Genomic DNA, 13,076 nt, shown 5'->3' with positions numbered 1-13,076 from the left:
ACGACGGCGCGGGGCCAGGGCCGTGCGGGTGACGGAGCCGGTCATGGGTATCCCCATGTCCCTGCACCTGCCGGAACACCGCGGCCCCGCCGCGTCGGATCCCGGGGCGGCACGCGCGGCGGCGGATGCCGGCTTCGCGGTGCTGCGTGCCGCCGAGGCCCGGTTCAGCCGCTGGATCCCGGCCTCGGAGCTGTCCCGGCTCCGGAGCCTCGGCGCGAGAACCGGGGCCGGAACCAGGATCGAGGGAGCGACGCCGAGCCCGCAGATGTGCGAGGTGCTGGAGATCGGCCGCTGGGCGCACGAGGCATCCGGCGGAGCCTTCGACCTGACCGGCCCGGACGGCCTGCTCGACACCGACGGGGTCGTCAAGGGCTGGGCGGCGCAGCGCGCGGCGGAGGCCGTCCTCTCGGCCGGGGTCACGGACCTCTGCCTGAACGCGGGCGGCGACGTCGTCGTCCACGGCGAACCGGAACCGGGCCGCCCGTGGACCGTCGCGATCCGCCACCCGGCCGACCCGCGGCGGGTCGTCGCGACGGTGTCCCTGACCGACGGCGCCCTGGCGACCTCGGGCACGGGGGAGCGGGGCGCGCACATCTGGGACGGCCGCACCGGACGGCCCGCCGCGCACGCCCTGGGCTCGGTCACGGTCGTCGCCTCCGGCCTGACCACCGCCGATGTCCTGGCCACGGCCGCCTTCGCCCTCGGCCCACAGGGCGCGGACTGGGCCGTCGCCCACGGAGCCTCCTGGGCCCTGGCACTCGCCCCGGACGGCTCGGTCCTGACCCAGGCGGGCGCCCCGGGCGAATGAGTCGTGTCGGCACGGCCAGGATGCGCCGTCGGCCGGCAGCAGCCTCAGCGGAGCTGGGAGTCGATGAGGGCGTCCTCGTCGTCCGTGTCCGTCGTCGGGCGGGACATGAGTCCGCGGCGTGGCGCGGCGTCGTCCGGCCGGCGCCGGCGGGACGACGTCGTGCCGCCCGTGGACGCGTCCAGGTCCGGGGCCGCCAGCAGGAGGTCGCCCGCCGAGACGGACTCGCCGCGCAGGGCCCCTCGCTCGCGGCGCCACAGGAGGAGGTAGCCCGCCAGGGCCCCCGCGGCGAACACGCACCACTGGAACGTGTAGCTCAGGTGGGAGCCCGGGTTGGTGTCCGGCTCGGGGAGGGCGGCCGGGGCCGACGCCGGGCGCGGGGACTCCGACCGTAGGGAACCGTAGGCCCCGACGGTCCGGCCCTCGGCCCAGCCCGTACCGTCAGGTCCGGCCGCCAGTACCTGTTCCGTCGAGATCGCCTGCACCTGGCCGTCCGGCGCCCCGCGGGACGACGCCGGTTCGTCGGCGCGCAGCGACACCGTCGCCTCGACCTCGCCGGACGGCGCCGCGGGCACCGACTCCGGCTCGCTCCCGTCCGTGCCCAGCGGCACGAACCCGCGGTCGATCACCATGACGATCCCGCCGGGGGCGGAGGGATGCTCCGCCACGAACGGCACCAGCACGTGATACCCGGGGGTGCCGTGCACGGGCCGGTTGCGCAGCAGCGCGGTCGCGTCGGGCACGTAGCTCCCGGTGAGCACCACCTGCTGCCACACCTCGTCCTCGGGCAGCGCAGCCCCCGGCCCGCCGAGCACGTCCTCGACCGGCACGGGCCGGGCCGACCAGTTCGCCTCGATCACCGCGATCTGCGCCGTGCGGTCCTCGTACCGCGCCCACTGCCACCGCGCGGCCAGCACGCACAACGCGGCCAGCACCACGGCGGCCACCCCGAGGATCACCCACTGCCGGGTGGTGCGTGGCTCCCGGGTGTCCCCGGCGGGAGCTTCGCTCACGCGGGTTCCTGCCGTTCCAGTTCCTCGACGGGCACGGTCCGCTTGTGGAACCCGCGCGCCCCGAGGAACTGCTCCAGGTGCTCCCGGTGCTCGTCGCACGCGAGCCACACCTTGCGCCGCTGGGGCGTGTGCAGCTTCGGGTTGTTCCACAGCAGGCCCCAGGCCGCCTCGGCCCGGCACCCCTTCGAGCTGCAGATCAGCTCCCCGACAGGGTCCGGCGTCCCGCCGGAGGCCCCGCCCAGCCCGAGCACGTCGATCATTTCCGCTCCACCGGTTCGTCCTTGACGTCGTCGATCAGCGCGTCGCCGTCGATCACGACGTGCTTCGTGCCCGACGACGTCCCCGGGCCGGGGTTGTCCTCGGGCCACGCCTCCGCCGCGGCGGCGGGCAGCGTCGCGGCCTGCGGCGCGATGTACGCCTCGGCGCTGCCCTGTTTCCGGTTCGGCGCGTTGACGAAGATCACGGCCGTGTACGGCAGGACGATCGCCCCGCCGGCCAGGGCCCAGCCCACGATCGGCTGCCCGTTGGTGAGCGCGACGACGGCGCCCACGAAGCACACCATGCGGATCGCCATCTGGATGAGGTATTGCTTCGTACGACGCGCCTGCTCGTCCTCGACCGACTCTGCCACCGAGCTGATCGACTGAACGTCCGGCGCCTTCCCGGAACCCGAAGCCCTGCTCATCCACCCAGTCTACGAGCCGTTCACCGCAGCCCGAGCATGGGCCCCGCCCAGTAGGCGAACGTCACCACGACCAGCGTCCCCGCCAGGAGCACGCCGTCGGACGGCGTGAACCGCAGGTGCGCCAGCCGCAGCGCGCGGCCCGCGCCCGACGCCGCGCCCGTGGCGGTGAAACCGCGCGTCTCCAGCGCCTCCACGGTGGTGCGGGTGCGCTTGGCCGTGTTGAGGATCAGCGGGTAGAACGACCGCACCAGGATCCGCGCGACCCGCACCAGCGCCCGCAGGCCGAGGAACCCGGGCCCGCGCGGCGGCGCCCCGCGCAGCAGGTGCCCGTCCACGATGACGCGGAACTCGTCCACCAGCACGGGGATCATCCGGTACCCGTACGACACCGCGAAACCGATGATCTCCGGCGCGCGCATCGCGAGCAGGGCGTCGCTGATCTTCTCCGGGTCCAGCGACGCGAACGCCGCCATGCTCACCAGGGACACCGTCCCGAGCTTGAGCATCGGCACCACGAGCGCGCCGATCGCCGCCGGGTCCTCGCGCAGCACCAGCAGCAGGACCAGGAGGTACACCAGGTCGCCGAGGATCCCCAGCACGAACAGCCCCAGCAGCAGCGGCCCGATCCGCGCGGCCAGCGCCGCCCAGAGCGCCGCGCCGAAGAGCAGCGCCAGCACACCGGCGTCGTACGTGAACCACGGCACCACCGCCCCGATCACGTACCACCACACCACGGCGCGCGGGTCGCGCACGGCGAGGAACCCGCCGCGCGTCGCGTACGCGACGCGCATCAGCTCCAGCGTGGCCCACTCGACGGCGGACCGGTCGAGGCCGGTTCGTGCGCTCATGCGTGCTCTTCCTTCGGTCCGACGGCGTCCGGCGCGTCGCTCGCGTCCGGGGAGTCCGCGAGGGCCGGGATCCCCAGCATCCCGATGAGGTCGGACACCTGGAGCGCCGTATGCGGCAGCCCGAGCGCCGCCCCCACCTGGGCGATCTGCGGCGGCAGCAGCCGGGCCCGCTCCAGGATCTCCGGCCGGGCGAACAGGCTCGCCGGGTCCGTGTCCGCGATGACCTGTCCCTCGTCCAGGACGACGACGCGGCGCGCCCACTCCGCCACGAGGTGCATGTCGTGCGTGGCGACCACCGTGCAGCGGATGTGCTCGGACAGGTCGTTCAGCAGGCCGATGACGTCGTCACGCGAGCGCAGGTCCAGGCTGGAGGTGGGCTCGTCCAGGAGCAGCAGCTGGGGGCGCATCGCGAGCGCGATCGCCAGGGTGGTGCGGCGCTGCTGCCCGCCGGACAGGAGGCGGCCGTCGCGGTCGGCGAGGGCGGTCAGGTCCATGCGTTCCAGGACCCGCTCGACGAGCTCGTCCGTGTCGGGCAGGTCGCGGCCGCGGGGGAACATCGCGACGTCGGCCCGCACCGAGTCCTGCAGCAGCATCTGCTCGGGCCGCTGGCCCACGTGGCACACGGTGCCCGCCAGCTCGGCGGCGGTCACGCCCCGCGTGTCCCGGCCGTCCACGACGACGACGCCCTGATCCGGCAGGGCGAGGCCGGTCAGCAGGCGCAGCAGCGTGGACTTGCCCGCGCCGTTCGACCCGACGAGCGCGACCCGCTCGCCGTCCCGGAACTCCAGGTCCAGCCGGTCCAGCACGCGATGCCGCGGGCCGGCGACGGTGCGGTAGCTGAAACCCGCGCCGCGCAGGGCGGCGATCGGGGCGGCGGGCCCTGGCCCGGCAGGATGGGCCGACGACGACGCCGGGTCGCCGGCACCCGGTACGGTCGGCCCGGCGGGACCGCGGCCGGCCGCCGCTGCGGCGCCGTCCGGATCACGGCCGGCCGAGGCGCGGCGTGCTGGCACGGCGCCGTCCGTGCCCTGGCCGGCCGGAATCTGCGCGGGCTCGCCGAACGGGTGGCGCGGCGGCAGCCCGCGGACCGCCTCGCGCAGCATCTCGGTGCACTCGGCGACGGTCAGCGGCACGGGCGTGCTGCCGGCCGCGACCTCCGGGACCAGCGCGCGGGCGGCCGCGACGACCTGGGGCGCGGGGATGTCCGCGGCCTCCAGGTCGGCGGTGCGGGCCAGCGCCTCGGCGGTCGGCAGGTGCCAGCGGACCGTGCCGCGGTCCATGAGCACCACGGACCTGGCGTACGTGGCCACGAGCTCGGCGTGGTGCTCGATCACCACGACCGTGACGCCGCGTTCCCGGTTCAGCCGGGTCAGATGGTCGTAGATCGTGGCGGCGCGCACCGGGTCCACCTCGGCGGCCGGTTCGTCCACCACCAGGATGCCGGGCGCGAGCGCCAGCGCCCCGGCGAGCGCGGTCAGGTGCTGCTGCCCGCCGGACAGCGACCAGATGTGCTGGTCGGCGTACGGTTCCAGGCCGAGGGCGGCGAGGGCGTCGTCGGCGCGCTCGCGCCAGTCGGCCAGGCCCAGGTTGAGTGGTGCGTAGGCGACGTCGTCCCGCACGGTGGCGCGCACGAGCTGGTTCCCGAAGTCCTGGAACACATACCCGACCTCGCGGGCGAGCTCCGCGACCGACCGCTTGCGCGTGCCGCGGCCGTTCACCCGGACCGAGCCGGCCAGGTCGCCGTTCCAGAAGTGCGGCACGAGGCCGTTGAAGGTCTTGCAGAGCGTGGTCTTGCCGGAGCCGTTGCCGCCGACGACGGCGACGAAGTCGCCCGCCTCGATCCGCAGGTCCACGCCGCGCAGGGTGTCGGCCTCCGCCCCGGGATACCGGAACGTCAGGCCGCGCACCTCGATCGCGCAGGGAGCGGCGTCCTGCGAGGCGGTCTCCTCGCGGGCCAGGCCGGCGGGCGGGGCGGGCTCGCTCGTGGCCGCGCCGTCGTGCGGAGCGGGAGCGGTCCGTACCGCGGCGGGGTCCGCGCGGTTCGTGCCGTCGTCGGCGGTCGGCATCAGTCGTCGTCCTCGTCGCCGGCCGCGGCGTCGGCCGTGAGGGAACGGTGGGCGGCGCGGGCGCGCAGCGCCGCGACGAGGGCGACGAGGGCGAGGCCGGCGACCAGCCCGCCGAGCGCGCCCAGCCACGCGGACGACTCCGCGAACTCCTCCGCGCCCTCGGCCTCCCACTCACCGAACGTGGTGAGCGGGTTCGCGACCTCGAAGTGCTCCTCCCACTGGCTGAAGATCCCGGTCGCGGCGGCGAGCAGGATGCCGAGCGCGGCCGCCGGCCAGAACGGCGAGCCCCACGGGCCCACCAGGCGCGGCGGGCGCTGCGGGTCGCGCGGGCGCAGGCCCATGAGCGGCTCGATCTTGCCGTACAGGCGCGGCGCCAGCCCGATCGCGACCAGCCCGCCGAAGATCGCGCCCGTGATCACCAGGGCGAGGCCCAGCTCGATGGTCTCGGCCAGGATCACCGCGGACATCCCGCCGCCGGCCTCCTCACCGGCCTCCGGGTCGACGCCGACGCCGAACTTCACGACGTCGATGACACCCGAGGTCACCTTGTCGATCGAGACGAGCGCCATCGCCGCCCAGAACAGCTGTGCGGGCTTGCGCGGGTCCTTCACGATGCAGCCCGCGACGTACGTGCCGACGAAGATCTGCAGGAAGCCCTCGATCTCGCCGATCCCGGAGAACGACCCGAGCAGCATGTCGGCGATCACGGCCTCGCCGATCGCGACGCCCAGCGCCACCCACAGCGGCGTGAGCAGCGCGGCGAGCACCACGGGGAGGAAGGCGAGGTAGGCGACCTCGAGCTCGAGGCTGCCGACCTCGAACTTCGGCAGGATGTCGGCGACGATGTCGGCCGTGCCGTACAACGTCATGGCCAGGACCATGATCATCAGCTTCTGCGAGCCGGAGATCTGGTCGGGGTCGTGGAGGCGGGCGCGCAGGGCGGCCGCGGCGGTGGTGGTCATCTGGGCTCCAAGGGGGTGAGCTGAGAGGAGGGGATCAGGACCCCGGGACGGGGTCTGCCGCCCGGCCGCCGGACGACGGGCCGGTGCTGGGGGGAGTCGCGGGGGATGACGGCGCCGCGGTGCCCGGCTCCGCGGGCGGGACGGCGGTCGCGGCCGGCTGCTCCGATGTCGGTGCGAGGCCGATCAGTCCGGCCACGTGCGTCATGTCGTCCGCGATGTGGTCGGGGCGCCCGGCGTCGTCGTCGGGGGCGTCGAGGGCGGCGTCCGGCGTCGTGCCGCCGCGGACGAGGACGACGTGGCCGACGGCGGCCGCGCGGGCGGCGAGGACGTCGCGCGACGGCTTGTCGCCGACGAACCACGCGCGCGCGGGATCGGCGCCGAGCGCGCGCAGCGCGGTGGCGGGCATGAGGGGGTCGGGCTTGCGCCGTCCGAGCTCGTCGGAGTAGACGTGCGCGCCGATCAGCGGCGTGAGACCGGCGTCGTCCAGCTCCTCCCGCACGGCCCGGCCGTTCACGGTGTTGGAGACGACGGCGACAGGTACCCCGGCCTCGCGTGCGGCGAGCAGCAGTTCCCGCACCCCGGCGCGCACGGCCGGCGCGGACTTGGCGCGCGCGTAGGCGACCATCAGCGCGTGCGCCTCCGCCCGCAGCCAGGCGCGCAGCGATCCGGGGACGACGACGTCGCCGCGTGCGGTGCTCCCGTCGGCGGAGCCGCCGCCCGTGCGACCGTCGGCGGGGCCACCGCCGGTGCGACCGTCGAGTGCGGCGGCAAGCACCGGCCCGCCGAGCTCGACCCAGAACGTCGTGGCGTCGATCTCCCGGGTGTCGCCCGCGCGGCGCGCCTTCCATGCCTTGTGCGCGGCGCGGATCTCGGTGATCGCGGCTGCGGCCTGCTCGGGAGTGACCTCGAATCCGGCCCGTCGCAGCCGTGCTGCCAGCTCGCCGGCGAACTCTTGCCGTAGGCCGTCGTCGGTCCGGGACACGGAGATCACCCCGCCGTGGTCCAGCAGCAGCGCCGAGGGGCGCCCCGCCCTGGTCGCGGAGACGAATCCCGCCTCCGGACCTGGGTCGCGGGGTGGGGCTTCCGCACCCGGATCGCCGGGCAGGGCTTCCGCGTGCGAGGCCGGCGCTTCGGCAACGGCGTCGTGCGTCCCGGAGCTCGCCGGGTCGTCGTCTGGCACTTCCTGGTGCGCGATGGCTCGGCCCCGCACCGGGGCGGGGGCGGCCGTGCGGAGGGCTTCGACGAGGCCCTCCGGGGTGTCGTAGATCGCGTCCGGGGTGTCCGCGATCGGGAACGGGACCTCGTCCGTGTGGTGGTGACGCGTGAGGATCACCGCGGCGGCGTTCGCGCGGCGGCCCGCGACGACGTCGCGATCGTAGGTGTCGCCCACGTACCAGCAGCGTTCCGGCGTCGTCCCCAGCGCGGTGGCAGCGATCCGGATCATCTCCGGGTTCGGCTTGCGGACCCCGACCTCGTCCGAGTACACCTGCACGCCGAACGCCTCGGTCAGCCCCGCGCGCTCCATGATCAGCCGGTGCGCGCGGCCCGAGTGGGCGTTGGACACGATCCCGAGCGGGATGCCCAGCCCGGACGCCAGGTCCACCAGCTCGCGGATCCCCGGCCGCACCGTGTGCCGCGTGGCGGTCAGCGTGAGCATCTGCTGCAGCGCGCCCGCGCTGCCGGTCAGCACCTCCCGGGCCGCGGGCGGCAGCGGGGTCCCGTAGAAGTCGCCCCAGATCTCGCGGTGGGTCAGCTCGCGCGGCGCCCAGCGGCGCGACGACGCGTTCTTCCAGTCCTTGAGCGCCTTGCGGCCGCCCGTCAGGACGGGCAGCAGGTCCTCCTGCGTGAACACGTGCCCCGCCCGGGCCAGCTCCGCCGCGACGTTCCGCGTGACCTGCGCCATCGCGTCGGGCTGCCTGCGCGTCTCGAACACCACGCCGCCGAAGTCCAGCAGCAGGGCCGCGGGCCGGACGGCCAGGGCGGGGGAGGGCGGAAGGGGTGCGGCGCCGCGCGCGCCGTCGTCGTCGGAGATCTGGGTCACGGACGACGACGCTAGGGACGGGCGACGACGCCCCGATGGCGCCACGCTGGCCGGAAGGTGAACCGGACCCGAAATCTGGAACGTTCCAGGAATCGTTGCCAGGAGCGTGCGGTAGAAACGTCGCATGAACTCGTCCCGGCCCACGATCGTCGACGTCGCCGCGCGGGCCGGGGTGTCCAAGTCGCTCGTGTCGCTCGCACTGCGGGGCGACGGCGGCGTGAGCGCGGCGACCCGCGAGCGGATCGTGCGCGCGGCGGCCGAGATCGGCTACCGGTCCAACGCCCTGGCCCGCGCGCTGCGGCAGCACCGCACGATGCTGCTCGGCGTCGTCGTCGCGAGCCTCGACAACCCGTACCACACGGAGGTCGTCGAGTCCGTGGAGCGGGCCGCCGAACCGCACGGGCTGTCGGTGCTGCTCGCGCACGGTGCGCGGAAGGCCGGCCGGATGGCCGAGCGGATCGACGCGCTGGGGGACCTGAACGTCGACGGGCTCATCGTGGTCTCGTCCTGGGCGGCCCCCGAGCTGCTGCAGGCCGCCGCGAGGCGCGCGCCCGTGGTCATGGTGGGGCGCAGCCTGGAGCCCGTGGCCGGGATCGACTCCGTCAACAACGACGACGAGCACGGCGCGGCCCTCGCCGTCGACCACCTGGTGGCGGCCGGGCACGAGCGGATCGCGCACCTGACCTCGTCCACCCGCCCGGCGGGCCTGGCCCGCCGCGCCGGCTACGAGGCGGCGATGGCACGGCACGGCCTGGCGGACCGGGCCCGCGTGATCGAGCGCGGCCGCGACGAACCCGCGGGCCCGGGCCTGGACGCGGCTCTGGAAGCAGGTTGCTCGGCGATCTTCGCCCGCAACGACGTCGAGGCCGACGACGTCCTCAACCACGCCTGGGACCGGGGCATCGCCGTCCCGGAGGGCCTCGCCGTCGTCGGCTACGACGACTCGGCGCTCGCGTTACGCGCCCGCCCCCGCCTCACGAGCGTCCACCAGCCCCGCGCGGAGATGGGCGAACTGGCGGTGGACCTGCTCCACGAACGCTGGGCGGGCCGCACCACGGACCGCCACGAGGTCCTGGAACCCACCCTGGTGATCCGCGCGAGCACGTAGGTTCCACTTCTCACCGGCTCTTGGCACACGGTCGTTCGCCGTGCGAGGATGTTTACCGACAACTAAACTTGCCGCATGGCAGGCAAGGAATGGGACATCTTCGTCGTCGACGAAGTCAAGGACTGGATCTACGGCCTCAAGCCGGAGGATCGAGACAGGGTGACTTCGGCGATCGACGTACTTGCGGACCACGGTCCGGCACCTGGCCGTCCGCTCGTGGACGTGATCCAGCACTCCGTACTCGCGAACTTGAAGGAACTGCGTCCCGGTAGCATGCGGATCTTGTTTGTCTTCGACCCCTGGCGCTCGGTGATCCTCCTGGTCGCAGGTGACAAGGCCGGACTCTGGAGAAAGTGGTACGACACAGCCGTCCCACTGGCCGAGAAGCGGTACCAGCAGTACATGAAGGAACGAGCGGAAGAGGAAGGCGCATCATGAGCAGCTACGTCCGCTGGCAGGACATCCGGGAAGACCTCGTCGAGAAGGCCGGTGGCGAGGAAGCCGTCGAGCGCGGGAAGCAGGAGCTTCTCGCGCAGGTCGTCGGGCACCGTCTCGGCGAGCTGCGCAAGGAGCGGCAGCTGACCCAGCAGCAGGTCGCCGACCGGATGGGCGTCACCAAAGGCCGTATCTCCCAGATCGAGTCCGGCAAGATCTCCGGACAGGAAGTCATCGCCCGCTATGCCCAGGCGCTCGGTGGCAGCCTCCAGCAGGCCATTCTGTTCGAGGACGGCAAGCTGGAAGCGCTCGCCTGACAATTACACCCTGGACGGTGCATATTGTCCGCAACGCCTGGCAGGCAGTTGTCGCCGGGCAGGCGGAAATCGCGGATGATTGCGCTCTCATCCGCGAAATCAGCCTGTTCCCGGCTATTCGACGACCGAACCCTTCGGGACGACGGTCAGGCCGGACTCCGTCACCGTGAAGCCGCGCCTGCGGTCCTCCTCCGGGTCGACGCCGATCCGGGCGCGCTCGCCCACGATGACGTTCTTGTCCAGGATCGCGCGGTGCACCTGGGCGTACCGCTGCACCTGCACGCCGTCCATCAGCACCGAGCCGCCCACCGACGACCACGAGTGCAGGTGCGTCCCCGGCGACAGCACCGACCCCGCCGCCTGCGCGCCGGAGATCAGCACGCCCGGCGACACGATCGACTCCACCGCGTGCCCCATCCGGCCCGCGCCGGCGTGCACGAACTTCGCGGGCGGCAGGCCCGTGTAGCCCGTGAACAGCGGCCACTCGTCGTTGTACAGGTTGAACACCGGCTGCACCGAGATGAGGTCCATGTTCGCGTCGTAGTACGAGTCGATGGTCCCCACGTCGCGCCAGTAGTCGCGGTCCCGGTCGGTGGAGCCCGGCACGTCGTTGCGGATGAAGTCGTAGACGCCCGCCTCGCCCTTGGCCACGAACGCCGGGATGATGTCGCCGCCCATGTCGTGCCGCGAGTCGTTGCTGGACGCGTCCCGGGTCACGGCGTCGACCAGCGCGTCGGCGTCGAACACGTAGTTGCCCATCGACGCGAGCACCTGGTCGGGCGCGTCGGGCAGACCGGCCGGGTTCCTGGGCTTCTCCAGGAACTCGCGGATCCGCGTCGGGTCACCGGGCTCGACGTCGATCACCCCGAACTGGTCCGCCGTCGACAGCGGCTGCCGGATCGCCGCCACCGTCGCCCGCGCCCCGGACTCGATGTGTGCGTCCACCATCTGGGAGAAGTCCATGCGGTACACGTGGTCCGCGCCGACCACGACGACGATGTCCGGCCGCTCGTCGTCGATGATGTTCAGGCACTGGTAGATCGCGTCGGCGCTGCCGAGGTACCAGTGCTTGCCCACCCGCTGCTGCGCCGGGACCGGCGCCACGAAGTTCCCCAGCAGCGGCGACATGCGCCACGTCTTGGAGATGTGCCGGTCCAGCGAGTGCGACTTGTACTGGGTCAGCACGATGACGTGCAGGTACCCGGAGTTGACGATGTTCGACAACGCGAAGTCGACCAGGCGGTAGATCCCGCCGAACGGTACCGCGGGCTTCGCGCGCGCCGCGGTCAACGGCATGAGGCGCTTGCCCTCGCCTCCGGCTAGGACGATCGCGAGTACACGGGGGGCTGCGGCCATGGCTCAGACACTATGTCCTGCGGTGTTTCCAGGGGAACCCGCGCGGCGGAAAACACTGGTGAGATTCCTCGGTAACGTCTGCCCCGTGACCGCAGCCCCTCCCGCCTCGCCGGACCCGTCGCCCCGCCTCACCGTCGACCTCCTCACCCGCGAGTACCCGCCGCACGTGTACGGCGGCGCGGGGGTGCACGTCACCGAGCTCGGCCGCGTGCTCGCGCCGCTCGCCGACGTGCGCGTGCGGTGCTTCGAGGGTCCCCGCCGAGACGACGGGGCCGACGACGCCGGCGCGCCCGGCGGCGTCGTGGCGCGGCCCGCGGTGACCGGATACTCCACGCCCACGGAGCTGACCGGCGCGAACGCCGCCCTCGCGACCCTCGGCACGGACCTCGTGATCGCCCAGGACTGCGCCGGCGCCGACGTCGTGCACTCCCACACCTGGTACGCCAACCTGGCCGGCCACCTGGCCGGCCTGCTGCACGACGTGCCGCACGTCGTCACCGCGCACTCGCTGGAGCCCCTGCGGCCCTGGAAGGCGGAGCAGCTCGGGGGCGGCTACGCGGTCTCCTCCTGGGCGGAGCGGACGGCGTACGAGGGCGCGGCCGCGATCATCGCGGTGTCCGCGGGGATGCGGGACGACATCCTGCGCTGCTACCCGAAGCTCGACCCGGAGCGCGTGCACGTCGTGCACAACGGGATCGACCCCGCGGGCTGGCGGCGGCCGTCCGGCGAGGCGACGCTCGCCGCGGCGGACGCCGCCGTGCGGGCCCGCGGGATCGACCCGGACCGGCCGTCCGTGGTGTTCGTGGGCCGGATCACCCGGCAGAAGGGCCTGCCGTACCTGCTGCGCGCCGCGGCGTCCCTGCCGGACGACGTCCAGCTCGTGCTCTGCGCGGGCGCCCCCGACACGCCCGAGCTGATGGCCGAGGTCAAGGGCCTGGTCGCGGGGCTGCGCGAGGCGCGCGGCGCGCACGGGCGGCGCGACGGCGGCGGCATCGTCTGGATCGAGGAGATGCTGCCGCGCGAGGAGCTGGTCGCCGTCCTCGCGGCCGGGACGGTGTTCGTCTGCCCGAGCGTCTACGAGCCGCTCGGCATCGTGAACCTCGAGGCGATGGCCGTCGGCCTGCCGGTCGTCGGCACGGCCACGGGCGGCATCCCGGAGGTGGTCGACGACGGCGTGACGGGCGCGCTCGTCCCGATCGAGCAGTCCGACGACGGCACGGGCACCCCGCTCGACCCGGACGCCTTCGTGGCCGACCTCGCGGATGCCTTGACCCGCCTGGTCGCCGACCCCGCCCGCGCCGCCGCGATGGGCGAGGCGGGCCGCGTCCGCGCGGAGCGCCACTTCTCCTGGACGGCCATCGCGGAGCGGACCCTGGACGTGTACCGGCAGATCACCTGAATCGCTTCACACCGTCCGTCCCGGGCGAGATCCGGTGTTCG

At 73.8% G+C, this 13,076-nt stretch carries 13 protein-coding genes; 5 read left to right on the top strand and 8 right to left on the bottom strand.

The annotated features are described in order from the left end of the window. Positions 1-43 precede the first annotated feature (43 nt). Positions 44-808, top strand: coding sequence for an FAD:protein FMN transferase (locus ABD208_RS15020; RefSeq protein WP_344104343.1), 765 nt, complete (start codon positions 44-46; stop codon positions 806-808). Positions 809-852: 44 nt separating this feature from the next. Here the strand turns inward: ABD208_RS15020 and ABD208_RS15015 are convergent, their stop codons facing one another. The 7 genes from ABD208_RS15015 to ABD208_RS14985 are packed head-to-tail and all read right to left on the bottom strand — an operon-like array spanning position 853 to position 8,420. Next, positions 853-1,818 (bottom strand): SURF1 family cytochrome oxidase biogenesis protein, encoded by a 966-nt coding sequence (locus tag ABD208_RS15015; protein WP_344104341.1) that lies wholly within the window; start codon positions 1,816-1,818, stop codon positions 853-855. Further along, on the bottom strand, positions 1,815-2,078 hold the full coding sequence (locus tag ABD208_RS15010) for a hypothetical protein (RefSeq protein ID WP_344104339.1): 264 nt from the start codon (positions 2,076-2,078) through the stop codon (positions 1,815-1,817). Before ABD208_RS15010 ends, ABD208_RS15015 begins: the two co-directional genes overlap by 4 nt. Next, positions 2,075-2,503: a DUF3099 domain-containing protein gene (locus ABD208_RS15005; RefSeq protein ID WP_344104337.1), complete on the bottom strand. Its 429-nt coding sequence runs from the start codon at positions 2,501-2,503 to the stop codon at positions 2,075-2,077. Before ABD208_RS15005 ends, ABD208_RS15010 begins: the two co-directional genes overlap by 4 nt. 20 nt (positions 2,504-2,523) lie before the next feature. Further along, entirely contained in the window at positions 2,524-3,351 is an 828-nt protein-coding gene (locus tag ABD208_RS15000; protein WP_344104335.1) for an energy-coupling factor transporter transmembrane component T family protein, read from the bottom strand. Further along, complete coding sequence (locus ABD208_RS14995; RefSeq protein WP_344104333.1) at positions 3,348-5,417, bottom strand: ABC transporter ATP-binding protein; 2,070 nt, start codon at positions 5,415-5,417, stop codon at positions 3,348-3,350. The genes ABD208_RS15000 and ABD208_RS14995 overlap by 4 nt, the downstream gene beginning before the upstream one ends. Next, complete coding sequence (locus ABD208_RS14990) at positions 5,417-6,379, bottom strand: DUF8171 family membrane protein (RefSeq protein WP_344104331.1); 963 nt, start codon at positions 6,377-6,379, stop codon at positions 5,417-5,419. The genes ABD208_RS14995 and ABD208_RS14990 overlap by 1 nt, the downstream gene beginning before the upstream one ends. Before the next feature lie 34 nt (positions 6,380-6,413). Then, entirely contained in the window at positions 6,414-8,420 is a 2,007-nt protein-coding gene (locus tag ABD208_RS14985; protein ID WP_344104329.1) for an HAD family hydrolase, read from the bottom strand. A gap of 124 nt (positions 8,421-8,544) precedes the next feature. Here ABD208_RS14985 and ABD208_RS14980 point away from each other — a divergent pair, with 124 nt between their 5' ends. The 3 genes from ABD208_RS14980 (at position 8,545) to ABD208_RS14970 (ending at position 10,280) form a co-directional block, all read left to right on the top strand. Then, on the top strand, positions 8,545-9,528 hold the full coding sequence (locus ABD208_RS14980; protein WP_344104327.1) for a LacI family DNA-binding transcriptional regulator: 984 nt from the start codon (positions 8,545-8,547) through the stop codon (positions 9,526-9,528). 75 nt (positions 9,529-9,603) lie between these two features. Continuing rightward, a complete protein-coding gene (locus ABD208_RS14975; RefSeq protein WP_344104326.1) occupies positions 9,604-9,966 on the top strand; it encodes a type II toxin-antitoxin system RelE/ParE family toxin in 363 nt (120 codons plus the stop codon). Continuing rightward, positions 9,963-10,280: a helix-turn-helix domain-containing protein gene (locus ABD208_RS14970; RefSeq protein ID WP_344104325.1), complete on the top strand. Its 318-nt coding sequence runs from the start codon at positions 9,963-9,965 to the stop codon at positions 10,278-10,280. Before ABD208_RS14975 ends, ABD208_RS14970 begins: the two co-directional genes overlap by 4 nt. A gap of 114 nt (positions 10,281-10,394) precedes the next feature. Here ABD208_RS14970 and glgC read toward each other — a convergent pair whose 3' ends face one another. After that, entirely contained in the window at positions 10,395-11,636 is a 1,242-nt protein-coding gene (gene glgC / locus ABD208_RS14965) for a glucose-1-phosphate adenylyltransferase (protein ID WP_344104323.1), read from the bottom strand. An 85-nt stretch (positions 11,637-11,721) separates the two neighbouring features. On the opposite strand from glgC, the gene glgA reads away from it, so the two are divergent. Then, complete coding sequence (gene glgA, locus ABD208_RS14960; protein ID WP_344104320.1) at positions 11,722-13,035, top strand: glycogen synthase; 1,314 nt, start codon at positions 11,722-11,724, stop codon at positions 13,033-13,035. The last annotated feature ends 41 nt before the right edge of the window (positions 13,036-13,076 follow it).

The sequence above is a fragment of the Myceligenerans crystallogenes genome (assembly GCF_039529775.1).
Lineage (GTDB): Bacteria > Actinomycetota > Actinomycetes > Actinomycetales > Cellulomonadaceae > Myceligenerans > Myceligenerans crystallogenes.
This window is presented reverse-complemented; position numbering and strand designations above follow the sequence as displayed.